The 24,909-nt window shown below is 35.2% G+C and carries 22 protein-coding genes and 1 pseudogene; 9 read left to right on the top strand and 14 right to left on the bottom strand.

Annotated elements, in window-relative coordinates:
* Positions 1 to 182 precede the first annotated feature (182 nt).
* Entirely contained in the window at positions 183 to 1,403 is a 1,221-nt protein-coding gene (locus tag IPP61_16365) for an NAD(P)/FAD-dependent oxidoreductase (GenBank protein ID MBL0326724.1), read from the bottom strand.
* Complete coding sequence (locus IPP61_16360; GenBank protein MBL0326723.1) at positions 1,403 to 1,894, bottom strand: hypothetical protein; 492 nt, start codon at positions 1,892 to 1,894, stop codon at positions 1,403 to 1,405. Before IPP61_16360 ends, IPP61_16365 begins: the two co-directional genes overlap by 1 nt.
* Positions 1,895 to 1,990: 96 nt before the next feature.
* Here IPP61_16360 and IPP61_16355 point away from each other — a divergent pair.
* Positions 1,991 to 4,120 (top strand): annotated as a pseudogene (locus tag IPP61_16355) (RNA-binding transcriptional accessory protein).
* Positions 4,121 to 4,122: 2 nt separating this feature from the next.
* Here IPP61_16355 and IPP61_16350 read toward each other — a convergent pair.
* The 3 genes from IPP61_16350 to IPP61_16340 are packed head-to-tail and all read right to left on the bottom strand — an operon-like array spanning position 4,123 to position 6,995.
* On the bottom strand, positions 4,123 to 4,752 hold the full coding sequence (locus tag IPP61_16350) for a threonylcarbamoyl-AMP synthase (protein ID MBL0326722.1): 630 nt from the start codon (positions 4,750 to 4,752) through the stop codon (positions 4,123 to 4,125).
* Positions 4,734 to 6,098, bottom strand: coding sequence for an amidohydrolase (locus IPP61_16345; protein ID MBL0326721.1), 1,365 nt, complete (start codon positions 6,096 to 6,098; stop codon positions 4,734 to 4,736). Before IPP61_16345 ends, IPP61_16350 begins: the two co-directional genes overlap by 19 nt.
* Before the next feature lie 21 nt (positions 6,099 to 6,119).
* Positions 6,120 to 6,995, bottom strand: a complete 876-nt coding sequence (locus IPP61_16340; GenBank protein MBL0326720.1) for a glycerophosphodiester phosphodiesterase family protein — start codon at positions 6,993 to 6,995, stop codon at positions 6,120 to 6,122.
* 175 nt (positions 6,996 to 7,170) lie between these two features.
* On the opposite strand from IPP61_16340, the gene IPP61_16335 reads away from it, so the two are divergent.
* The 3 genes from IPP61_16335 to IPP61_16325 all read left to right on the top strand — a co-directional run bounded on the left by IPP61_16335 (position 7,171) and on the right by IPP61_16325 (position 8,520).
* Complete coding sequence (locus IPP61_16335; GenBank protein ID MBL0326719.1) at positions 7,171 to 7,428, top strand: 30S ribosomal protein S20; 258 nt, start codon at positions 7,171 to 7,173, stop codon at positions 7,426 to 7,428.
* Between the two features lie 93 nt (positions 7,429 to 7,521).
* On the top strand, positions 7,522 to 8,220 hold the full coding sequence (radC, locus tag IPP61_16330; protein MBL0326718.1) for a DNA repair protein RadC: 699 nt from the start codon (positions 7,522 to 7,524) through the stop codon (positions 8,218 to 8,220).
* Between the two features lie 12 nt (positions 8,221 to 8,232).
* Positions 8,233 to 8,520 carry a rhodanese-like domain-containing protein gene (locus IPP61_16325; protein ID MBL0326717.1) on the top strand — a complete coding sequence of 96 codons (288 nt, stop codon included), beginning with the start codon at positions 8,233 to 8,235 and terminating at the stop codon, positions 8,518 to 8,520.
* Between the two features lie 243 nt (positions 8,521 to 8,763).
* Here IPP61_16325 and IPP61_16320 read toward each other — a convergent pair whose 3' ends face one another.
* The gene (locus tag IPP61_16320; protein ID MBL0326716.1) at positions 8,764 to 9,927 is read right to left on the bottom strand and encodes a divalent metal cation transporter; all 1,164 of its coding nucleotides are present in this window, start codon (positions 9,925 to 9,927) and stop codon (positions 8,764 to 8,766) included.
* A 158-nt stretch (positions 9,928 to 10,085) separates the two neighbouring features.
* Between IPP61_16320 and IPP61_16315 the strand changes: the two genes are divergently transcribed.
* The 3 genes from IPP61_16315 to IPP61_16305 are packed head-to-tail and all read left to right on the top strand — an operon-like array spanning position 10,086 to position 15,586.
* Positions 10,086 to 11,159, top strand: a complete 1,074-nt coding sequence (locus tag IPP61_16315) for an efflux RND transporter periplasmic adaptor subunit (GenBank protein ID MBL0326715.1) — start codon at positions 10,086 to 10,088, stop codon at positions 11,157 to 11,159.
* A 5-nt stretch (positions 11,160 to 11,164) separates the two neighbouring features.
* Positions 11,165 to 14,251: an efflux RND transporter permease subunit gene (locus tag IPP61_16310; protein MBL0326714.1), complete on the top strand. Its 3,087-nt coding sequence runs from the start codon at positions 11,165 to 11,167 to the stop codon at positions 14,249 to 14,251.
* Positions 14,252 to 14,284: 33 nt separating this feature from the next.
* Positions 14,285 to 15,586, top strand: coding sequence for a TolC family protein (locus IPP61_16305; GenBank protein MBL0326713.1), 1,302 nt, complete (start codon positions 14,285 to 14,287; stop codon positions 15,584 to 15,586).
* On the opposite strand, the gene IPP61_16300 is transcribed toward IPP61_16305, so the two are convergent.
* The 5 genes from IPP61_16300 to IPP61_16280 are packed head-to-tail and all read right to left on the bottom strand — an operon-like array spanning position 15,563 to position 21,520.
* Positions 15,563 to 16,303: a LamB/YcsF family protein gene (locus IPP61_16300; GenBank protein ID MBL0326712.1), complete on the bottom strand. Its 741-nt coding sequence runs from the start codon at positions 16,301 to 16,303 to the stop codon at positions 15,563 to 15,565. The two genes, IPP61_16305 and IPP61_16300, sit on opposite strands and share 24 nt — an antisense overlap.
* On the bottom strand, positions 16,296 to 17,213 hold the full coding sequence (locus IPP61_16295) for a biotin-dependent carboxyltransferase family protein (GenBank protein ID MBL0326711.1): 918 nt from the start codon (positions 17,211 to 17,213) through the stop codon (positions 16,296 to 16,298). Before IPP61_16295 ends, IPP61_16300 begins: the two co-directional genes overlap by 8 nt.
* A complete protein-coding gene (gene pxpB / locus IPP61_16290) occupies positions 17,210 to 17,866 on the bottom strand; it encodes a 5-oxoprolinase subunit PxpB (GenBank protein ID MBL0326710.1) in 657 nt (218 codons plus the stop codon). The genes IPP61_16295 and pxpB overlap by 4 nt, the downstream gene beginning before the upstream one ends.
* Complete coding sequence (locus IPP61_16285; protein MBL0326709.1) at positions 17,863 to 19,869, bottom strand: thioredoxin domain-containing protein; 2,007 nt, start codon at positions 19,867 to 19,869, stop codon at positions 17,863 to 17,865. Before IPP61_16285 ends, pxpB begins: the two co-directional genes overlap by 4 nt.
* On the bottom strand, positions 19,862 to 21,520 hold the full coding sequence (locus IPP61_16280) for a T9SS type A sorting domain-containing protein (protein MBL0326708.1): 1,659 nt from the start codon (positions 21,518 to 21,520) through the stop codon (positions 19,862 to 19,864). The genes IPP61_16285 and IPP61_16280 overlap by 8 nt, the downstream gene beginning before the upstream one ends.
* A 33-nt stretch (positions 21,521 to 21,553) precedes the next feature.
* Here IPP61_16280 and IPP61_16275 point away from each other — a divergent pair, with 33 nt between their 5' ends.
* Entirely contained in the window at positions 21,554 to 22,003 is a 450-nt protein-coding gene (locus IPP61_16275) for a hypothetical protein (protein ID MBL0326707.1), read from the top strand.
* A 110-nt stretch (positions 22,004 to 22,113) separates the two neighbouring features.
* The gene (locus IPP61_16270) at positions 22,114 to 23,598 is read left to right on the top strand and encodes a helix-turn-helix domain-containing protein (protein MBL0326706.1); all 1,485 of its coding nucleotides are present in this window, start codon (positions 22,114 to 22,116) and stop codon (positions 23,596 to 23,598) included.
* On the opposite strand, the gene IPP61_16265 is transcribed toward IPP61_16270, so the two are convergent.
* The 3 genes from IPP61_16265 to rplU form a co-directional block, all read right to left on the bottom strand.
* Positions 23,595 to 24,191 carry a NifU family protein gene (locus tag IPP61_16265; GenBank protein MBL0326705.1) on the bottom strand — a complete coding sequence of 199 codons (597 nt, stop codon included), beginning with the start codon at positions 24,189 to 24,191 and terminating at the stop codon, positions 23,595 to 23,597. The two genes, IPP61_16270 and IPP61_16265, sit on opposite strands and share 4 nt — an antisense overlap.
* Positions 24,192 to 24,293: 102 nt before the next feature.
* Positions 24,294 to 24,560 (bottom strand): 50S ribosomal protein L27, encoded by a 267-nt coding sequence (gene rpmA, locus IPP61_16260; GenBank protein MBL0326704.1) that lies wholly within the window; start codon positions 24,558 to 24,560, stop codon positions 24,294 to 24,296.
* Between the two features lie 32 nt (positions 24,561 to 24,592).
* A complete protein-coding gene (gene rplU, locus IPP61_16255; GenBank protein MBL0326703.1) occupies positions 24,593 to 24,907 on the bottom strand; it encodes a 50S ribosomal protein L21 in 315 nt (104 codons plus the stop codon).
* Positions 24,908 to 24,909: the final 2 nt, after the last annotated feature.

Below are 24,909 nucleotides of genomic sequence, written 5' to 3'. Positions count from 1 at the left end.
ATTTACTAATGCTTTTTGATTTTATTTCAGGTAATTTTATTTAAATACAAATTATTAATAGCTATTTAACTTAAATCCGATTTATGATTTTGAAAACAGGGTTAGAAAGATTATTATTTCTTTTAAAAAGAATTTTTCAATACCGTTGTATGATTTTTTAATTCTCAAAAAAATAACAAGTATTAAACCGAAGCAATACTTCTGCCAACGTGCCAGCCTGCGGTCCAGGCGGCCTGAAAATTAAAACCTCCTGTCATGGCATCTATATTTAATACTTCACCGGCAAAATACAGATTAGGGATAATTTTTGATGCAAAATTCTCTGGATCAATTTCTTTTAAATCCACTCCTCCTGCGGTTACAAATTCTTCTTTAAATGTACTTTTACCATTTACCTCGTAAATAGCCCGCTGAAGGTTTTCTCCCAGATTTGACCACTGTTTTTTACCGGATTCGGCCCATTTCTGAAACTCATTTATGCCTGATTTCTCACAAATATACTTCCAGAATCTGGCTTGAATTTGGAACAAAGGGGTGTTTTGAATTTGCTTTTTGGGATTAATTTCCAGTTGATTTCTGAGAGTTTCTAAAAGTTGATTTTTTGAAATCGCCGGGCAAAAATTAATCTCAATTTTAAAAGAATAGTTGTTCTCTGCCAAAAATACAGCAGCTTTTGATGATAATTTCAAAATTGCCGGACCTGACATGCCCCAATGTGTTATCAAAAGTGGATCTCTCTGCGAAAATGAAGAGTTTTTTATGGTTACAATTGAATCTTCAAAACTAATACCCTGGAGCTCTTTTATCTCTTTTTCAGTAAAATTGAATGTAAAAAGCGAAGGAATGGGTGCAATCACATTGTGTCCGAATTCTTTAATTATTTGCCAGATTCGGGCATCACTTCCAGTAGCAACCAATAAATTTTTCCCCGAAATTTCATCAATTTCTCCGACTCCCACTTTCCAAATTCCTTCCAGATTTTTTAAATATTCAACTCTGTATCCTGTTTTAATTTCTATTTTACCAACTTTTGTCAAATTTAAAAAGCAGTCAATAATGGTTTGGGAATTGTTTGAAACAGGAAATACTCTTCCGTCTTTTTCAGTTTTTAATTTTACTTGATGAATATCCAGCCAATTCTTCATTTCCCTCGGACCGAATCTTGAAAATGGTTCCATCAAGAATTGACTTCCTCTTGGATAGAATTGAATGAGTTCTTCGGGATTTTCTATTGCATTGGTTACATTGCAACGGCCTCCCCCTGATACCTTAACTTTTTGCAGACACTCCCTGTTTTTTTCTAAAATAACTACTTTTAAGGAAGGTTTCAGAATTGTGGCGTTTATTGCAGCAAAAAAACCTGCAGCACCTCCCCCTATTACAATCAAATCGTATTGAGCCATTAATTTTTGGCGAATTTATCAACTAATCTTTGTCTTTCCTGCCTCAAAGTTACAATCAAATCATTGATTTCAGGGATAGATTTTCCGGATTCAAAGGTTACTTTGTGTGATTTGTCTTTATCTGTAATAATTTCAATCCATTCTGCTCCACCATCAGCACAGTCAGGACAGCCATAAACCTCATTTAATGCAAAGAATTTGTCAATTTCCAATGATTTTTGAATACCGTTAACTGTGGCAGTTGGAAGTGATTCTGCATATTTATATTTAGTATCTTCCCCTCCGCCAATTACTCTTTCTTTTATCAAAAGTTCAACATTTTGACCATTAATCGTAATTTCAGAGTAACATTTTCCAATACAGAAACCAAAACTCTGGCCTGATTTAATAGTGTAGCCTGAAATTGCAGAAACATCCTGACTTTCAAGGATATTGCAGGAGTTTAATGAAATAATCAGCAACGATGCCAATAAAATCTTAAAAATCTTCATGATAATTCTACTTTTTATTCAGTATATTTTTGGTTCAATTAAAAAAAATCTTCGGACTTTTGTGATTAGGATATTAAATAACAAAAAACAGTTGGAATGACAGACCGCCAGTTAAGTTTTATTTCGGAAAATATTAGTATTAGTCCATCTCAAGTCAAAAATACTATAAAATTAATTGAAGAAGGCGGAACCGTCCCTTTTATTGCCAGATACCGGAAAGAAGTAACCGGTAGTCTTGACGAAGTTCAGATTTTGGACATCAAAAAATATTTTGATAAGTTTCAGGAAGCCGATAAACGTCGGGAAGCTATTTTAAAATCTATTGAGGAGCAAGGGAAACTTACCAATGAACTTAGAAGGAAAATAGAAGATGCATTGTTTTCTGCCGAATTGGAAGATTTGTATTTACCCTATAAACAAAAAAGAAAAACCAAAGCGAGTATTGCCATCGAAAATGGTCTGGAACCATTAGCCAAACGTGTTTTCACTCAAAATGAACGTGATATTGATTCAATTGCCGAAATGTTTTTATCTGAAAAAATAAATACTATTGAGGCCGCTCTGTCCGGTGCCAGAGATATCATTGCTGAATGGATCTCAGACGATATTAACGCCAGAAACAAAGTAAGATCTCTTTTTGAAAAACATGGAATCTTGATTTCTAAAGTAAAAAAAGGGAAAGATACCGATGGAGCGAAATACAAGGATTATTTTGAATATGATGAACTCGCAAAAAATATCCCATCGCATAGGTTTTTGGCCATAAAAAGAGGCTAAGAAGAAGGTTTTCTCAAAACTTCAATAGAAATTGAAGAGAGTTTTGCCGTGGATCACCTCGAAAGAATTTATTTGAAAGGATTTCCTGAGCCTAAAAAACAAGTTGCCCTTGCTATTGAAGATTCAATTAAGCGTTTGATAATTCCCAGCATAGAAAAGGAGTTTGAGAACAAGCTAAAAGAGAAAGCCGACGAAGCCGCCGTGGCCATTTTTTCAACTAATTTACGGCAATTATTACTCGCAGCTCCTCTGGGTCAAAAAACGGTTCTTTCGATTGATCCGGGCTTCAGAACCGGGTGCAAAACTGTGGTTTTGAATCCGAGTGGAGATTTAGTTACCGAAACTGTGATATATCCTCAAATAAAATCGCAGGAATCTTCTGCCATATTAAGGAGTTTGTTGGAAAAATATAAAATTGAAGCCATAGCGATAGGCAATGGAACCGCAAGCAGGGAAACAGAAGATTTTGTAAAAAAAACCATCTCTTCAATACCAGAATTCAGTAAAGTAATGGTCATAATGGTTTCGGAGCAGGGAGCTTCCATATATTCAGCATCTGATATCGCCAGAGAAGAATTTCCGAATAAAGACATAACAGTGCGTGGAGCAGTTTCAATTGGAAGAAGATTGATGGATCCATTAGCCGAATTGGTGAAAATTGACCCAAAAAGTATAGGTGTCGGGCAATATCAACATGATGTAGATCAAAAATTATTAAAAAATACGCTCGATACGGTGGTGGAATCTTGCGTAAACCTTGTAGGTGTGGAACTCAATACCGCCAGTAAGAATTTACTAAGTTATGTTTCAGGTATAGGAGAAGGTATTGCACAAAATATCGTAGAATACAGGGCAAAAAATGGAAAATTTAAAAGCAGAAATGATTTAAAAAAGGTGCCCAGACTTGGCGAAAAGGCTTTTGAGCAGGCAGCTGGCTTTTTAAGAATACATGGAGCCGAAAATCCTTTGGATAATTCAGCTGTACATCCGGAAAGATACAAAATAGTAGAAAAAATGGCGAAAAGTATTTCTACAGATATTTTTGAATTGATTAAAAATGAATCCTTGAGAAAATCTATCAGAGTTCAGGATTTTGCAGGCCCTGAAATTGGTCTGCCCACTTTAAATGATATAATGTCGGAATTGGCCAAACCAGGACGCGATCCCCGTGAAAAACTGGAGGCATTTGAATTTGGCAATGTAAACTCGGTTGAAGATTTATCAGTTGGAATGGTTTTACCCGGTATAGTCACTAATATCACTGCCTTCGGGTGTTTTGTGGACATAGGTGTTCATCAGGACGGATTGGTTCATTTATCAGAAATGGCCAATCGCTTTATAAAAGACCCCAATGAAGTGGTAAAAGTGCATCAAAAAGTAAAAGTAAAGGTAAAAGAAGTAGATAAAATCAGGAAAAGAATAGGGCTTTCAATGAAGGATTTAGGATGATATTAAACTTCAATAAATTCACCTAAACCCTCTCTGACTACGTTTATTTCGGTCTCTGAAGTGCAATCAAGTACGGTTGAAGGAATTAACCCACACCAACCGCCATCTATGATAATATCAACTTTATGCTGATTTTGATCAAATATTTCTTCTATCTCGTTGGGATATTCAATGATATCGTCAATATCGTCTTTTACGGAAGTAGTAATTATGGGATGTCCCAGAGCTTCAATAATTCTTCTTGGAATATTGTGATCAGGAACTCTAATTCCAATGGTCTTCCGGTTAGTTTGGAGTATTTTTGGTAAATCGCCGGTCGATGGTAAAATTACAGTAAATGGCCCGGGGAGTATCTTTTTCATCATTCTGAAAGCAAGATTGGGTACTTTCGCATATTTTGAAATATCACTAAGGTCATGACAAACAATAGAAAACTTGTTTTGGATAGGTTTAATATTTTTCAACTTACACAATCTTTCGACAGCTTTTACATTACTCGAGTCACATCCCATCGAATACACCGTATCAGTAGGATAAATTATCAATCCTCCAGCCTTCAAACAGTTTACAACATATTCAATTTTTCTGTCATCCGGATTTTCAGGTATTATTTCTACAATTTCAGCAGCCATTTATTTTTTATTTTTTTCTGAGTAGAAACGGGTTTATTTTTCAAATTATACTTTTCGCCATAATCAAATACAAGATTACAGAAAGTTTTTACCCCCAAATCAAACCCTGATTCATCTAAATAGAAATCTGGAGTATGATGCGGTGCCACTTCTGAAGGATTTTTCTTTGGATCCATGCCCCCTAAAAAGAAAAACATAGCCGGTATTTTTTCCTGAAAATAGCTAAAATCCTCTGCCCCCATTGCTGCGGGCACAATTTTCACATTTTCTTTGCCTGCAGAATACTCCAGCGTAGAAGCCATCATTCCGGTAAGTTCAGGATCATTTACTGTTACCGGATACCCATTAACAATATTTACTTCAGCTGTGCATCCGGCTGATTCAGCTATTCCTTTGGCAATTGCGTTGATTCTTTTGTGTACCAATATCCTATGTTCTCTACTTAAAGTCCTGATAGTCCCAATCATTTTCACTTCTTCAGGAATGATATTATGCCTTATTCCTCCATGAATTGCCCCAACAGTTACTACAGCAGGAGCTTCGGTAAGTTTCACATTTCGGGAAACAACTGTCTGTAAAGCACTGATAATCTGAGAAGAAGTCACAATTGGATCTACACCTTCCCAGGGGTATGCCCCATGGGTTTGCTTTCCTTTTATGGTAATATTGAGCTCATCCACTGCCGCCATCAACGGACCTGGTTTGTAGGCAATTTTACCGGCTGGGGTTTGGGAATTAATATGTAAACCAAATGCCACATCTACCTTTGGATTCTCAAGAACACCTGCTTTTATCATTCCATCAGCTCCAAAAGGTATATTCTTTTCCGATACTCCTTCTTCAGCAGGCTGGAAAATAAATTTCACAGTTCCCGACAATTCGTTTTTCATTCCTGCCAATACTTCAGCTGTACCCATTAATATTGCTACATGGCTGTCGTGCCCGCAAGCATGCATGACCCCGGTATTTTGATCATTATAGATTGTCTTTACATTTGATTTAAAAGGAACATTCACCCTCTCAGTCACGGGTAATCCGTCCATATCAGCCCTCAAAGCAATCACTGGGCCTGGTTTTCCACCTTTTAGAATACCTACAACACCTGTAAATGCAACTTTTTCCTGGACCTCCATACCAAGCGAACGAAGGTGCTTGGCAACAATTTCAGCAGTTCTAAATTCCTGATTTCCAAGTTCGGGATGTTCATGAAAATCTCTTCTCCAGGTAATAACCTTCTCCTCAATGGCTTCAGAAGCCAGATTTATGCGACTTTTTATGTCATTTTGTGCTTTAGACAAATAACTTATCAACAAGCAAAATGTTGTTATTAATTTGATTTTTAACATTTTAAATTCAAATATTTAGGGTCATTTAATAATATTAATTCTTGAAAATACTGCTTCAGGGCGGTCAGTGGCAAAAATATCCACCCCTTTTTTTATTAACTCATCATATAAGACATCACCGGTAGCTGCCGCCTTTTTATCAAGATTACCCAGCACACCCAAGATTGTTTTAATGCCTTTTTTATGTAAAAAATCTATAAATTCGGCTTTGGGCTCGCGGGTACCTATAAAAGCCAGCATATTTTTATCCGGAATTCCCAAATCTTTAAGTCTTTGATAATCGCTTTCCTGCATCAAACTGACAGATATCAAAACATTTGGATTTAATTTAAAAACCTCAAGGGCTTCATTGGCATTGTAAGTAATTATTACAGAGAAATTTTGAGCATTTTTAGCCTCAACCATTTCAATAACTTTGCGATAAGGCGTTGTTTTTTTTACATCCAATGTAAATATCACTTTGTTTCTGCCCCAATCCAAAGTTTTATCTAAAGTTGGAATTTTATAATTGGTTTTATTACCAAAATTATCCTTTAAATAATATTCCTGTATTTCTGAAAAATTATGTGAAACTACCAAACCTGTACCGGTTGAAGTTCGGTCAAGGCTTTTATCATGCATTAAGACCAAAACAGAATCTTTTGTCATTTCCACGTCACATTCGATAATGCAAGGCATTTTTGAGTTAATATATTGAAAAGATTCCAGGCAATTTTCCGGGTAACCGGCTAGCTCGCCCCCTCCTCTGTGGACAGAAACCTGAGTCTTTTTTTCGCCTTTAAACTCAAAGTAGTTAAAAATGGATTGTGGTTCTTTTATGTAATTCGATGAAATTTTTGTTGATTTACATGCCAAAAACATAAAAGCCACTGATATGGCAAAAAAAAGTTTTTTCATTTTTTGAAATGAAGATTTTATATGAAATAATCAAAAATGGAATCATAAATTTACTCAAAGAGCCCGTAAAAATTAAATTTTATCAATATTTTCAAAATTTATTTTATTTTTATTCAGATATTTCATAAATTTGCACTCCAAAATTTTGAGATACAGATAAAAAAATAAATACAAGATGGCAAATCATAAGTCAGCGATTAAGAGAATCAGGTCAAACGAAACGAAAAGATTGAGAAATCGTTATCAGCATAAAACAACCAGAACGGCAATCAGAAAACTGAGAACCACTAAGGACGCAGCTGAAGCAACAACCTTGTTAAAAACTGTTTCTTCTATGCTTGATAAATTGGCAAGAAAAAACGTGATTCACAAGAATAAAGCAGCAAACCTTAAGTCATCATTGACTAAACTTGTTAATCAAATGGCAGCTTAATTCTAATTAAGTTCATAAGATATTGAAGGCCGGCATTCCGGTCTTTTTTTGTGCCTGATTATTCCTATATTTGTTTAAAATAGCAAATTAATTATGAGCTACGCCACAAAAACCACTATAAAAACCTGGGCAGAAGAAGACAGACCCAGGGAAAAACTGATATTAAAAGGTCGCCATGCCCTTTCTGATGCTGAACTCATCGCAATTTTGCTTGGAATGGGCAGTACTGAACATACCGCGGTTGAACTGGCAAAAATAATCCTGGCTGAAGTAGGAAATGACCTCAACAGACTTTCAAAAATGAGTGTCAATGAACTCAAAAAATTCAAGGGTGTAGGAGAAGCAAAGGCAGTAAGCATAGTGGCCGCAATGGAATTAGCCCGAAGGAGACAAGCTACAGAAACAATTGAAAATATTAAATTAAAAACCTCCAATTCGGTTTATAATCATCTAAAACAGTTTATGCTCGACCTCGATCATGAGCAATTTTGGATGATTCTTTTGAAAAGAAACCTGGAGATTTTGAAAACCATTCATATCAGTACCGGAGGAATAGCAGGGACAGTAGCTGATCCAAAAATTATACTGAGACATGTTATTGAAAACCTTGCCAATGGATTCATAATAAGCCATAATCACCCTTCAGGAAACCTAAAACCCAGCGATGCTGACATTCGACTAACAAGAAGACTCAAAGAACTGGCTGATTTACTTGAGGTTACGCTTATTGACCATATTATTTTTTCTGATAATGGCTATTACAGTTTTGGAGATGAAGGGTTGTTGAGTTAAAATAAAAAGGTAATGAAAGAAATTATAGAAATTTCAAAGCATGAGTTGAATGACTTAACTACAAATCAGGATTCATTTATTGTCGTTGATATCAGAGAAAAAGATGAATTCAATGATTTCAATATTGGCGGTTTAAATATACCCTCCCATGAAATAACTGATAAGATAGATTATTTGAATACTTTCGAAAATATTGTGGTCTTATGTTCAAATGGCCTCAGAAGCCATATTATGTCGAGAGTAATCCAAAAAAAAATCCCATCAGCTCAGATTTACCACCTGACTGAAGGGATAATTTAATAAACCTTCCGGCCTATTATTTCTTAATATTTTCTGTCTTTACTTTTTAACCAGGTCCCCATTAAAAATGCTGCTGATAGCAATGTAACAAAAAACAATATCGGTACCCAGGTAGGAAATTGATATCCAAACATTTAATTTCTTTTTTTCACAAAAGTATTATATAATTAGAAAAATACATAATTCTTTCTTCAAAATTCACATAAAAATTGATAAATATTTTCTTAAAATAGATTACTAAAGTCAGATTTTAAGACTGTAAAAACTAAAACCAATTAGTAAAAATACTAAAATCCAAGAAGGAAAAATCAGCCAATTTGAAGGAGTATAATCTTTAAATATTTTTTTATTTTGAAAGGATAATAAAGAAATTATTAATCCTAAAGGTAAAATAAAACTATTGATATAGCCGGCAAACAGGAGTAAATTCACTGGTTTTCCTATTATTAAATATATGCAAGTAGAGATAGCCAAAAATATAAAAATGAAAATCTTTTTACTTTCATAAAATCTCGGGTGTAAATTTTTGAAAAATGAAAATGATGTATAGGTAGCACCCAAAACCGAAGTGATGGCTGCCGACCAAAGCACTATTCCAAAAAATATTTTTCCAAACTCTCCAAATGAAATAAAGAAAACTGATGCAGTTGGATTTTCCGGGTTTAAGACTCCCCCACCTAAAACCACTCCCAGGGTGCCAATAAAAAGCAGATAACGCATAATTCCAGTGGTCAATATTCCCGCTGAAGCACTTTTTGAAATCCTGCCAAGATTTTTTGTACCCGTGATTCCGCCATCTAATAATTTTTGAGCTCCTGCAAAAGAAATATAACCTCCAACTGTACCACCAACAAGGGTCAAAGTTGATTTTATGTCAAATTTTTCCGGCCAAAATGTACCACCCACCACCATTTTAAAATCCAGATTAGCTTTAAATGCCAATAATATCATAAAAAACAGCATGACAATTGCCAGGATTTTGACAAATACATCCAGCACTTTCTGTGAATCTTCAATAAAAAAAACAATTAAAACAGTTATTACCGAAAGAATTGCACCAATTAAAGGTTTCAAACCAAAAATTGTTTCTAAACCGAGACCGGTTCCTGCAATATTTCCAATATTGAAAACCATGCCTCCAATTATAACAAGAATGGATATTACCGAACCCAATCCGGAAACTAAACTATTTCCCAGAGTTTGAATATTCCTCCCTGAAATACCAATCGCTCTCCAAATACTTGTTTGGGCCAACACGTCAATGACCACAGAGATAAATACAATAAATCCAAAATCATATAAAAGATTTCTGGTAAAAACAGTTGTTTGGGTCAAAAAACCCGGGCCAATAGCTGATGTTGCCATCAAAATTGAAGCAGACCAAATAGCGGAGCCTCTATTTTTCATAGATATTAATTTTCAAAGGAAAAAACTAGTTTCAAATGTAATTTCTAAGTTTCTTAAATCAATATTTTGGTCTATGGATATTTAAGAATTATCCATTATAAAATTTCTTAATAATTAATATGTATTAAATTAGGAGAAAATTTTACATACTTAACATTATGCGTCCATTAATAATAGCTGCTGCCATCATTTTACTTCTAATTTTAGGAAAAATCTTCTTTTGGAGCTCCGATTCTGAAAAAGAAAGTGGGAAACCCGGAGATAAAAAAATGATTATGGGTGGAAAACCTGGTGAAATGAAACCCATTATGGTAAAAACCATTACCGTAGGTTTAGACAACTCCGATAAAACGGTTTTTTCATCTGGAACTACAGTTGCCAATGAAGAAGTAGAATTAAAAAGTGAAATCTCAGGAATAATTACAAAATTAAATATCCCAGAAGGTAAAATGGTTGCCAAAGGCTTTTTAATTGCAAAAATAAAGGATGATGACATAGTAGCTCAATTAAGAAAAATAGAACTTGAAGAAAAACTTGCGGCACAAATTGAAGCCAGACAAAGAAAACTATTAGATATTAATGCGATCAGCAAAGAGGAATTTGAAATTTCTCAAAATAAAGTCCTCACGTTGAAAGCTGACAAAGATTTATTGAAAGTGCAATTGGCAAAAACTGAAATTAGGGCTCCTTTTGCCGGAAAAATTGGCTTAAAGAATATTTCGCTTGGAGCATATGTTACTCCCGCCACCGTCATTACATCTTTAGTTCAGTTTAACCCAATAAAATTGGATTTTACAATCCCGGAAAAATATTTAAATTCTATAGTACTGGGGAAAACTATTAAATTTCAAACCGATGGATCTTTGGATGAGCGAACAGCCTCTATTGTTGCAGTTGATCCAAAAATAGATGAGACAATGCGAACTTTAAAAGTAAGAGCACTTTCCAACAATAGTTCAAATACCCTTTTGCCAGGTATGTTTATAAAAGTTTTTATCAATTTGGGTTCCACTCAATCTGTAATGATTCCTACCGAAACGGTGATTCCTGTTGTTGATGGTAAAAAAGTTTTTGTAAAAAGAAATGGAAAAGCTGAAGAAATTAAAATAGAAACCGGTTTGAGAAATGCCTCAAGTCTTCAAGTTTTGAAAGGTCTTAATGTAGGTGACTCTTTGATTACTTCCGGTCTCATGACTTTAAAAGCCGGTACACCGGTATTTACAAAAAAATAATAAATATGTCATTATCAACCTTATCTATCAAGAGGCCAGTTTTGGCCATTGTAATGAACCTGCTTATTTTGCTTTTCGGGTTCATTGGTTTTCAGTTTCTTGGAGTGCGGGAGTTCCCATCTATTGATCCGCCTATTGTTAATGTTGGGGCAAATTACCCCGGAGCAAATGCGGATATTATAGAATCTCAGATCACCGAACCTCTCGAAAAAGCACTGAACAGTGTCGAAGGTATTAGATCAGTAAGTTCTTCATCTAATCAGGGTTCTTCTAATATCACAATCGAGTTTAATCTCGGAGTGGATATGGAGAAAGCCACTAATGATGTTAGAGATAAAGTATCGCAGGCAGTTTTTTTGCTTCCCAAAGACCTAGACGGCTTACCAACCGTAAGGAAAGCCGATGCCAATGCTGAAACAATTATTTCTCTTTCTTTAAATAGTAACTCAAGAAGTATTCTGGAAGTATCTGATTTTGCAGAAAACGTAGTTTCACCTCGTTTGGAAACTATCGAAGGTGTAAGTGAAATTAGGATTTGGGGCTTCAAAAGATACTCAATGAGAATCTGGATGGATCCGGAGAGAATGGTTTCGATGGGCGTAACTACTCAGGATGTAAAGTCGGCTCTGGATAGAGAGAACGTTGAACTTCCATCAGGTAAATTGCAAGGTAACAATACCGAATTAGTGGTAAAAACCATAGGTAGGTTTACCAATGAGGAAGATTTTAACAATATGATTGTAAAAAATGTTGGAGAGCAAATAGTAAGGCTTAAAGACATTGGATATGCCCAGATTGGTGCTGAAAATCAGGAAACAATATTAAGATGGAACGGCGTTCCAATGTGTGGAATTGCAGTACAACCACAGCCTGGTGCCAATTTTCTTGATATTGCCAAAGAAGTAAATAAAAGGAAAACTGAAATTGAAAAAACTCTTCCCCCTGATCTGAAATTAGGGACTATTATTGACTATACCACTTTTGTAAAACAATCTGTTGAAGAAGTAGCCGAAACTCTGATTATTGCGGTCATTCTGGTAGTGATTATTATATTTCTTTTCTTCAGAGACTGGATAATCGCTGTGAGGCCTCTGATTGACATCCCTGTCTCACTTGTTGGTACTTTTTTCATTATGTACCTTTTTGGTTTTTCAATCAATGTCCTAACGCTTTTAGCCATTGTGCTCGCAACTGGTCTGGTGGTGGATGACGGAATTGTGGTCACAGAAAATATTTTCAAGAAAATAGAAGAAGGAATGAATCCTATCGAGGCGTCTGTAAAAGGTGCCAATGAGATATTCTTTGCAGTTATTTCAACTTCAATAACACTTGCAGCTGTATTCTTGCCTGTAATATTTATGGAAGGATTTGTTGGTCGACTTTTCCGTGAATTTGGAATTGTTCTTTCGAGTGCTGTTTTAATTTCGGCATTTGTATCCCTGACATTAACTCCCATGTTAAATGCTTACTTGAATAGAAAAACAGCCAAAAAATCAAGATTTTATGTGGTTACTGAGCCATTTTTCCAAAAATTAGAAAGTAGCTACCACAGTAGTTTGGTAAATTTTGTTGCAAAAAAATGGATTGTGATGCCTATCATGGCTGTGATATTTTTGATGGTTTATATTTTTTGGGGGAAACTAAACTCAGAGCTTGCACCCCTTGACGACCGCAGCAGTTTACAGGTTCAGTTTTCCGGCCCTGAGGGTTCATCTTACGACTACATGGATAATTACATTCAGAAAGCTGAAAAGATGATTAATGACTCTATTCCTGAAGTAAATGGAGTCATGACCGTTACTGCTCCTTCATTTGGAGGTTCTGGTGGTGCAAATACTGGTTTTGGCCGGATTTCACTTTATCCAAAAAATGAAAGAACCAAGTCACAAATGGAAGTAAGTGACAACATGACGAATATTTTGAGGAAAATTTCCGATGGCAGAGCATTCGTAAACCAACAGCAAACGATTGCAGTTAATAAAAGAGGGGGTTTGCCTGTTGGATATGTAATTCAGGCTCCTAATTTCAAAAAACTTAGAGAATATTTACCAAAATTTATGGATGAGGTTCAGAAAAACCCAACTTTCATGATTTCAGATGTAAACTTAAAATTTTCAAAACCTGAGCTTTCAATAATAATTGATAGAGAAAAATCAAAAAGCTTAGGGGTAGCCGTGGCAGACGTGGCACAAACCATGCAGCTGGCCTTCGCCGGACAAAGATTCTCATATTTCACCATGAATGGTCGTCAATATCAGGTAATTGGGCAATTTGACAGAAAAGACCGAAATGAGCCTTTTGACCTCAAAAGTATGTATGTAAAAAACAGTCGGGGCGAATTGGTTCAACTCGATAATATCGTAAAAGTTGAAGAAAACAGTAGTCCGCCACAATTGTACCATTACGATCGTTATATGAGTGCCACGGTATCAGCCGGCCTTGCACCCGGGAAAACTATTGCTGATGGTATTAAAGCCATGGATGAGATCAGAGATAAACTCAACGATGAAACCATCAGAACAGTACTTACGGGCTCATCAAGGGACTTTGCAGAGAGTTCTTCCAATACAATGTTTTCTTTTGGATTGGCTCTTATACTTGTATTCCTGATTTTAGCAGCTCAATTTGAAAGTTTCGTCGATCCCCTTATAATCATGTTTACGGTGCCTTTGGCCATAGCTGGTGCAGTAATCTCACTTTGGTTTTTTGATCAGACTTTAAACATTTTTAGTCAGATAGGAATGATTATGCTGATAGGATTAGTAACAAAAAATGGAATTTTAATCGTAGAATTTGCAAATCAATTAAGAGAAAAAGGTTATACCAAACCCAAAGCCGCCATTGAAGCTGCTTCAATGCGTCTTCGTCCTATATTAATGACAACATTGGCTACAACATTTGGTGCATTGCCGATAGCGTTGGCTTTGGGCTCTGCAGGTGCCAGTCGCCGCTCAATGGGAATTGTAGTTATTGGAGGTTTATTGGTTTCTTTGATTCTTACGCTTTATGTGATTCCAGCCATATATATTTATTTAAGTAAAGAAAAGAATTTTGAAAGAATGAAAGCCATTGAAGAGATGGCTCATGAGTAAAAATGCTTTTTTTTTTTAAAATTAAAATTGTAAATGAAATTTAGAAAATTATTAACCACAGTTTTTGCCATAATAAGTTTAACTGGTTTCAGTCAAAAAGTATTGTCTCTTTCTGAAGCTCAAAATATTGCCTTAGAAAATAATTATGGTTTAAAGGCCTCAAAAAAACAAATTGAGCTTGTTGAAAACCAAATATTTAAAGCCAATGCGGGCATGGTTCCTACAATTGACTGGAATACAAGTTTAAGTTCATCATTTAACCAGGTACATCAAAACTTTATTGATGGCAGAGTCATAAATCGATTTGGTAGATCAATAACCCCAAATACGAATCTAGCATTGAGTTACACGCTTTATGATGGAAAAAAAATGCAGGCTACTTTTGAAAAACTAAAAACTCAGGGTCAGCAGGCAAAAGTCCAAAATCAAACAATGATACAAAATACACTCTCAAATGTTATGCTGGTGTATTACGATATTCAGCGTTTGGAAGGGACATTGGCATATCTGAAAGAGATAATGAAGTATTATGACGAAAGGCTGAAAATAACTGAGGAACGCTGGCAGATTGGCCGGGGTTCAAAACTGGATTACCTCCAATCAAAAGCCGATATCAGTATTCAACAAACCAATCTCGTAAATACTGAAAATCAATTGAAAAATTCAAAGATTAAGTTAAATGGTCTGTTGGGACGAAGTCCGGCAATTGAATTTGAAGTTGAAAAAGATGGGTTTAAAGGTTTTTCTTACAGTTTGAAAGATTTGATTGACGAAGCAAGAAGTCAAAATCCGGAATTTTTAAATATTAAAAAGTCTGAAGAAATAAACTTACTTACACAAAAAGAAAGTGAATCATTCAGAAAGCCAAGGATAAATTTGAATAGCTCTTTTGGTTACAATTTTAACTCAAACAACGCCGGTTTAATTACTTTTAACCAATCTATTGGTCTCAACGCCGGGGTTAGTGCTACCTGGAGAGTTTTTGATGGTGGCACGATAAAACGTAATATTCAAACCACCAAAATCAACGGAGAAATACTTAGAATTCAGGAAGAAGACCTTTTCAATCGGATTGAAAATGACCTGACTTCTGCCTATCAACAATATGAAAACGATAAGGAGATATTGTCACTGGAAGAGTTAAACAGAAATGTTGCCGAAGAAAATCTCGAAATTTCATTGGAAAAATTCAAACTCGGTTCTTCAACTATTCTTGAGCTAAATGATGCCCAGACCCGATATAACACCGTGATGAACAGACTTGTAAGTGCCCAATACAATGTGAAAATTTCAGAATTGGACTTACTTACTTTAAGTGGTAGATTGGTAAAATAATCTCACTTTTTCGGATACGTTTTGAGCGATTTTTAATGCATTTGGCGTATCACTGTGGATGCAAATTGTTTCAGCATTTAGTTGAATATTAGTTCCTTCTATTGTTTTTACCGGCCTATTTTCAAGAAAAGATTCTACCTGTAGCTCAATTAGATTTAAATCTTCAATTACTCCGCCGCCAGTACGGGCTGCGAGACTTTGGTCCGTCCTATAATATCTGTCGGCAAATACCTCATTCATTGTTTTTAAGCCAATTTTTTGTGCTTCTTCTATACTTTTACTACCTGAAAGTCCCACCAAAATCAAGTCCTCAGAAAACCCGAAAACCGCTTCAGCAATTGCATTGGCGTATTCATGATTTTTTGCAGAAATATTATATAAGGCACCATGAGGTTTTACATGATTTAATTTTACAGAAAACTCCTCAGCGATTTCTGACAAAATAAATAATTGAATAGTAATCAAATTTTTAATCTCTTTGTGACTCAATAATATTTCCTTCCTTCCAAAATTAGGAGAATCATTGAAACCAGGATGAGCTCCAATTTTCAAATTATGCTTCAATGCCTTTTCTATGGTATATCGCATCTGTTTTTCTGATCCCGCATGAAAACCACACGCAATATTTACCGAATCCAAATAAGGCATAAGCGAAGCATCATGACCATTTTTCATGAAAACTTCTATTTCGCCCATATCACAGTTTAATTCAAGCATTTGTTTTAATTTTCAAATTAATTGCCGCCCCAAGTTTTTTAAAAAATATATTTCTCTCCAAAATCAATTGGCGGGATTCCTCCAAAGTTATTGCTTTAAAAAACACCTGCTCTCCTGGCGATTTTTGAGCCAAGACATCAATATCTATTGACGAAACAAAGCCCAATCTCGGATAGCCACCTGTCACCTGACCATCAGACATCAAAACCACTAATCCGCCATCGGGCAATAATTGGATTGTACCCTTGGAAACCGGATTTGAAATAATTTCTTTATATTTTTGAAGCTTTAAATTTGAACCCATAAGTCGAATTCCCATTCGGTTGGAATTCTTACTCATCTCAAAACTTTCATTATTTATGATTTGGCAAGAAGAATCATCCAACTCAAAATATTCATTTCCAGGAACAAATCTAATCGTTATGGTCTTAATTTTCTCCTCAAAAAACCGGTTGTTTAAACCAATTTTGTTAAAATGAAAAGTTTTAGATTTTAAAGAAATATTAATCCCTGGCGAAATTATTTTTCCTGGAATAATATCTGAAAGATTGCTTTCAAAACCACCTTTTACGCTAAAATATGCCCGAAACCCCGATTTCCACTGCCTAAAACTCAAGACTTGGCCCTTTTTTGCAAAAATTATTTCAAGATTACTAAAAGGTTTTGTATCCAAAAATGGGCTAAAATCTGCTCCTGAAATACCAAAAGTACAATCTTCTTCAAATTGAACCATTATCGCTGGAAAATGAAATTCAATACACGGTTCATCAGGTTGATTTCCTAGAATTAGATTTAATATTTTAAATGAAAATAAATCCGCAGCACCACTTGGAGAGATACCCACCCATTGATGCCCAAAATTCGGCTTGCTTTGAATTGAGGCCAATATTCCGGATTTTACAATTTTCATATTTTAATAGGAATAAATCGAATTTTGTCTCCCGGTTTTAAATAGGATTTTTGCGGAGAATCTGGAAAAAACAATTCCTGTTCTGTTGTGCCAATAATATGCCATCCACCTGGGCTATCCTGGGGATAAATCCCCGTCTGAATCCCTCCTATTGCAACACTACCTTTTTTTACGATTAATTCCGGGGTATTTTTTCTTGGTATGAAAAGTCGGCTATCAAGCCCCATTAAATAAGGAAAACCCGGTAAAAATCCAATCATTGCAACAGTGTAAATTGGTTCAGAATGTATTTTTATGACTTCAGAAATTTCCAAATTGCAAAATTTGGCCACATTTTCCAAATCAACTCCAATATAAGAAACAAGAATCTCAAATAATTCTTCTTCATTATTTTTTTCAGTTAAACCATTTTCAATGAATTCTGAATGGAGATGCAGGATGGTGCTCTCGAAGTTTCCGATAAAATTCTCTGAAAAATAAATGCCTAAAGTATTGTAGGTGGGTACAAGGTCAATGATTTCGGGATGATTTTTAATTTTTAGAAAACTAAAAAATGATAGAACTTTTTGGTTAATTTCAGTACAAATCCCCTCCCCAAAGCAAATATTCAATGCCTTTTCATTGATATAACTTATTTGAAGGGTACTACTCATTGTTTCAATATTTCGATAGCCTCATTAAGATTAGTGAGCGGTAAAAGACAGGTTTTGTCGATGCAAATGTAAATTCTTGTCTGATTATCATTCAGTAATCTTCCTTCAAAAGCCGGTAAATTAGAGGTTTGATTTGTTCCAAAAAATATAGCATTCGGCAAAAATCTGGCTTTTTGTAATTCTTTCAAGATATTTTTATAATCAGGCCCAACCACGACAATATCATGCTTTTGAGCGGAAAAATACATGCCCAAAGCCACCCAGTTTGACAACCATTGAGGGTCTTGAATCAACAAAGGTTTTACTTTTTTAAACATCGTCTCAGAAATTTCCAGAAAGCTTTCTTTTTCAAAAATTCGGCCTAATAAATTAAGATTATGTGCCATCATAGAATTTGATGAAGGTATCACATTATCAAAGATTTCCTTTTTACGTGCAATTAATTTTTCAGCATTTTTATCTGTAAAATAAAACAGATTTTCTGAATCATCATAAAAATTATCTATCAGGTAATCAGTCAATTGTAGGGAATAGTTTAAATATTTCTCCTCAAAACAATATTGATAGTAATTGATAAAAGCGGCAATTGTTGAGGAGTAATCTTCCAAAAATGCCAGATTATCTTTATGACCAGCCTGATGTTTGAGTCTTAATAAATCTCCATGTTTTACCATGAAATTATTTTCAAAAAATTCGAACCCATTTTTTACAATGTCAATTGGAAAAACCACATCTGTAAATCGTAAAGTTTCAACTAAGCCATTTAATACCAGTGCGTTCCATCCACACAGAATTTTATTATCTAAGCCAGGTCGAACCCTATTTAATAATTTATTTTTCAGGATTTTATGTGATTCGACTAAAGTTGGAAAATTTTCGGGGTAATTTTCCAAATGTAAAATATTCTTATTTTCCTCCCAATTTCCCTGTGCAGTTACTTTGTAAGTTTGGATAAAATAATCTGATTTTTCAGCGAGAGCTTCTTTTATTTCTTTTTCCTCCCACACGTAGTATTTCCCTTCTTCTCCCTCAGAATCAGCATCAAGGGCCGCAAAAAAGCCACCGACAGCTGATGACATTTCGTGCTCTAGCCAGGCCACCGTAGAACTTAAAGCCCAATCAGTCAACTGTTTAAATCCTATATTCTCTTTAAAATATAAATTGGCCCGGGCGGTTAGTGAAAGCAGTTGACCGTTGTCATAGAGCATTTTTTCAAAGTGAGGGATTTTCCATTTATCATCGGTTGAGTACCGACACCACCCACCCGAAATATGGTCAAAAATTCCTCCGAGTATTATTCTCTCAATGGTTAATTTTAATTGATTTATGTGTTTTTCATTCGGAAAGTATGCTATTGCATCCAATAACATTTTCCAGATTGTAGGCATTGGAAATTTTGGAGAACGTTTCATCCCACCATCAATGGTATCATAAGATTCCTGAATCTTATTTAATATTTGATTTATTTCATCCCCTGAAAAGGCAATTTCCTGTATTTCTTGTCCAAAAAAATACTTTTCTGAATCTTTAATATTCAACGATCTGGCAAATCCATCAGCAGATTCCTGCAACTTTTCTCTTTGTGTTTTAAAAGAGTTAACCACACTTAGCAACAGGTTGATCCAATTTTTTTTTGGAAAGTAGGTACCCCCATAAAAAGGTTTGGTATCTGGCATCAGGAAAACATTTAATGGCCAGCCACCTCTCAACCCCATGTTTTGCAAGGCATCCATATAAATGGCATCAATATCGGGTCTTTCTTCACGATCAAGTTTGATACAAACAAAATAATGATTCATGATCTCGGCCACTTCAAAATCTTCAAAACACTCATGTTCCATCACGTGGCACCAGTGACAACTGCTGTATCCGATGCTTAAAATGATAGGTTTATCCTCAGTTTGGGCTTTATTTAAGGCCTCATCGCCCCAAGGAAACCAATCTACCGGGTTGTCTTTGTGCTGAAGTAAATATGGGCTGGTTTCTTGGGCTAGTTTATTCATTGATTAATAATTTCCGGCTTTGGATTAGGGTTCCTGAAGAAATCAAAACCTGATAATTTCCGGGTACCAATCCTGAAAGACCTGTAATATGAACATAACCATCCTCATTTATTCTCAGTTCTTTTGAAATGATAGTATTGCCTTTAGAATCTGTTATTTTAATAGATCCGCCTGCTCCTATCTTACACAAACCTTTGATTTTCAATTCATTACTAGCAGGATTAGGAAAAATTAAAATATCATGAGAATCTTTTGTAGTAGCAGTTGGAAGTGATAAGTCATACTTACATAGGAATATTTCATAGCCTTTCAATGTAATATTTTTTGACCAATTTCCATTTTTTATGGTAAACTCTACCGATTCATTTTCTGATTTTGCATAAGGATTTTGTGCCGCTACCAGTAGTTGATTTCCATTTTGAATACCTCTCCAAACCGGTTTTTTGTTTTCATTATAATCTCGTGCCGAATACTCCTCAATAATTTTATAATCACCATCAAAAACCTCCTTAAATTTTGATAGCCGGTATAAGCCTTTTGTAAAATACTCATAATTAGAAAAGTTTGATTTTTCATTCAAATCAGAAGGGTCTTCCCAGAAAAAAATACCTTTTGCCCCTGCCATAAATGGAAATATTGCCATCGCTTCTGCCATCCATGGTTTAATGTTTTTTTTCACATAATCTGGATTAAAACTATACCTCTGCCACACAAAAAGCATCTGTTCTTTATCTGACCATGCCCGATTGGCTTCTATCTGAAACAATAAATATGACAAATATTCAGCAGCAAAAGGATGTGGATAATCGTAATAAAAATAAGCAGAGGGCGTCAAAAAAGACTGATGATTGTAAAAGCTACCTCCTACGATTTGTTTATCAAAATCCAGGCATATATAATTTATTGCTGATTTCTGAGTTTTCCATTGCTCCCATGTTCGGCCCTGAATATTCGTAAAAGTATTCAAAATTGGGCTATCTGTATAGCTACTAAATAAGCTTGCGGTAGGATGAGCATTGGTTTTGAAATAATCGTATGACGAACTGTATAATTTTTGTAATTCTTTTTTATATGCCAAAATAAACTGTTCGTTACTCAAGCTTTTAATTTCTGCAGGCGTAAAAGGAGATTTTTTTAAAACAAGAATGGAATCATCGGCTTTAATTTGCCTTTCAATATCAAATATCACCAGATCAGTATCCACAAAATCACTTCCACTTGTTAATTTCTTAAAATCAGCAATTCTGCTATCCCAATATCTTTGTAAAGATGGGAGGTCGTTGCCCCAAGGATTTTTCTCCAAATGCCATGGAGGTAAAGGAGAAGCTTCAGAAAGATTGTAAAACATCAGAGCCCGATTTCCGGAGGGTATCCGGGAGAAATTAGTTGGATTTGAAAAATGAGAAAAGCCCCTTTTCACCTGCAACCCGTAGTTTTCATTCCAACCGGCTCCACTGTAAACCACTTTAAAAGGCAAAGTGAATTCTGGGAATTGTCCCCAGTTGACCCCAACTAATGAGGGTTTAAAATCAAAATCTAATTCCTGGGCACAACTTTGAGAATAAACGTAAAAATTTACCGTTAGAATTAACAGTACAGAGCCTAAAACTCCCTTTTTAAAGAAAATGTTGCTTAACTTTGTACCTGTCATCGGGCAATTGATATTTGCAAAAATACGTGAAATATGAGAAATCTGTTTATTGTTTTAAGCCTTCTTTTGGTTTTTGTGTCGTGTAATAAGGATAAAGTTAAACCTGAAGATAATCTTACGACTTCAGAACTTTTAAGCAGAAATGCCTGGAAATTAGACCGATACACAGACGTTTCCGGTAAAACAATTAGTGATGGCAGTCTTAATGCTTCTGCAATTGTACTTTACCAAATGCTTTTTGAATTCCGAGATAACCAGGAAACCAGAGCTATAGAAAAAGTTTCGAAAACCATAATAAACCGTGGTACTTGGAGTTTGGTAGATAATGAAAAAGTATTGGATATCAATATTGTAGGTTTTCAGGGTAAATTTAAAATCGTATTATTACAAAAAGGAAAACTTACATTACAAGCCTCAACCGGAAACTTTTTAAGTGGTGTAGGCACTGAGCTTAATATGGAATTTTCGGAAAGTACAAATTAATATTGATTTCTTCATAATAAATTACGCTTACCATACATTTTAATCCTCTTAATTGGGTTTTATATTGCTTTTTTCTACCTTTAAATCCATAACCTGATTTGCCCTGAATTATGAGTCTAAGCACAGATCACATTAAACTTATTTTTGGCCTGAAATTAAAACAACTCAGGCAAGAAAAAGGATTGTCTTTACAGGAGCTTTCTAATATTTCAGGGCTTTCGATGTCGTACATTAATGAAATCGAAAAAGGAAAAAAATATCCCAAAGCCGATAAGATTTACGCCCTTTCCGATGCCCTGCAGGTAGAATACGACAATCTGGTGTCTTTGAAGCTGAGCAAAAAGCTGGATCCAATTTCTACTTTGTTGAATTCTAATTTTCTTACTGAAATACCCTTTGATTTTTTTGGAATTGACCCGGCAAATCTGCTGGAAATGCTTGCGGATGCACCTACAAAATTGAGTGCTTTTATAAACACCGTTATCAAAATTGGAAGGAGTTATTCCATGAGTGTGGAACAGTTTTATTTTGCGGTTCTTCGTTCATATCTCGAAATGCACAACAACTATTTTCCTGATTTAGAAGAAATTGCTGAAAAATTCATTGCAGAAAACAAGCTTTCAGGCAATTCTCAAATTGATGAATTTTATTTAAGTAATTATTTATTAGAGCATTATAATATTAGAATAGAGTTTTTTGACGAAACACAATATCCCTCTCTAGCTTCGATTCGGTCAGTATTTGTTCCTAAGTCAAAAAAACTATTGTTAAACAAAAGAATAAGTTCAGACCAACGGGCTTTTACTCTTGCACGTGAATTGGGATTTCTATTTATGAATCTCAAAGACCGTCCAATGACCTCTTCCTGGGTTGAAGTTCATTCATTTGAAGAAGTTTTTAACAATTTCCAGGCTTCTTATTTTGCCGGTGCCATTTTGTTAAAAAAAGCTCCATTGGTCAACGATCTACAAGCAATTTTTGAAGAGAGTATTTTTTCCGAAAAACAGATTAAAAATTTAATTCAAAAATATCAGACTACGCCTGAAACGCTAATTCACAGGATTTTCAGTCTTTTGCCTCAAAATTTCAAATTTGACAAACTATTTTTCCTAAGATTTGAAGCTCCTGCCAATACCAAAAATTATGTTTTGACCAAAGAGTTGCATTTATCAAAGCTTCATGACCCCCAAGAAAATCGTAGTGAAAACTATTGCAGAAGGTGGGTATCGTTGAAAATTCTGGATGAATTGAGTACTCTTCAAAACAAAAAGAATAGTAAGCCTACAACTTTGGTCCAGACCCAGATTTCGGATTATGCAGATGCCGGAAACCAATATTTTATTATTTCCATTGCACGACCATTAAATATCATCGAAAATACTAATGTGAGTGTCAGTATTGGTTTTGAAATCGATGACGATTTAAGAAATATTATCAAATTTATCGATGACCCGGCGATTCAAAAAGTGAAAGTAAATCAGACTTGCGAAAAATGTTCAATTTTTGATTGCAAAGAAAGAGTTGCCGCACCTGTGATTCTTCAAAAGAAAAGGCAAATAGATGCCATGAAAACCACTTTGAAAAACCTGGTTTAGATTCCTTCCGCTTCCACCAGTTTTACTTCTGGAATCATAGAAGTTAAAAGCCTTTCAATACCTGATTTTAAAGTAATTGTGGCCGAAGGACAACCACTACAAGAGCCCTGAAGAAATACCTTTACCAGTCCTGACTCTTCATCAAAAGAGGAGAAGTTTATAGCACCTCCGTCTGATTCAACAGCCGGTCTTACATATTGATCTAGTGTAGCCTTAATTTTGGCAATTACAGGACCATCACTCGCATTGACTATAAGTGTGTTGGAGTCAATAGTTTTCTGAGCAAAAACAGGCTGATTTTCGTCAAAATATATTTTTAGAAACTTTTTCAGGTCAAATACCACTTCGTCCCATTCGGTTTCAGTGTCTTTGGTTAAAGTAATGAAGTTGGAGCTTATAAAAACCCTTTGTACAAAAGGAAACTGGAAAAAATCAGCGGCAAGCGGCGAAGCTTTAGATTCCTCCAATGCTGATTTCATATCAGGATAGTCAAATGAAAGTCCCTCTGGAACAATTTCATAATTGAGTACAAACTTCATGGAGTTGGGATTTGGACTCAACTCAGTATAAATCATCGTATTTCTTTTAAGCATCTTATTTCCTTTTGCAAATTCAACAATAGTTTTTGCTTTTAAGTTTTTTTAAACAAAAAAAAGGAGACAAAAGCCTCCTTTTCAAAAATAATCTTAGGAAAATTAAGCTTCAGTAACCTGAGGCAAAATATGTACGAAAGATTTCCCGTTGCGACCTTTCTTGAAGGTAACGATACCGTCTTTCAAAGCGAACAAAGTATGATCACGACCAAGACCTACGTTTTGACCAGGATTGTGTTTAGTGCCACGCTGACGCACCAAAATATTGCCTGAAATGGCCACTTGACCACCATACAATTTCACACCTAACCTCTTACTTTCCGACTCGCGACCGTTTTTCGAACTACCGACTCCTTTCTTATGTGCCATTTCTTTAAATAATTTTTAAGATTCTGAAAAAATTAAGCAGCTACAATCTCGTCAATCTGAACTTTAGTCAGAAACTGACGATGTCCATTTTGCTTTTGGTAACTTTTACGTCTTTTTTTCTTAAAAACGATAACTTTCTCGCCTTTAAGATGTTCAAGAATTGTGCCTTTCACAGAAGCACCACTTACGGTTGGGGTACCCACAGATACCGCACCGTCATTATCAACAAGGAGTACCTTGTCAAAAACAAGCTCAGCGTTCGTTTCACCCGCCAAACGGTGGGTATAAATGTAACGACCCTTTTCAACTTTAAATTGCTGGCCTGCTATCTCAACGATTGCGTACATTA

Source organism: Cytophagaceae bacterium, assembly GCA_016722655.1.
Classification (GTDB): domain Bacteria; phylum Bacteroidota; class Bacteroidia; order Cytophagales; family Spirosomataceae; genus Leadbetterella.
The sequence above is the reverse complement of the archived record's forward strand: the minus strand, read 5'-3'. Positions and strand labels throughout refer to the sequence as shown.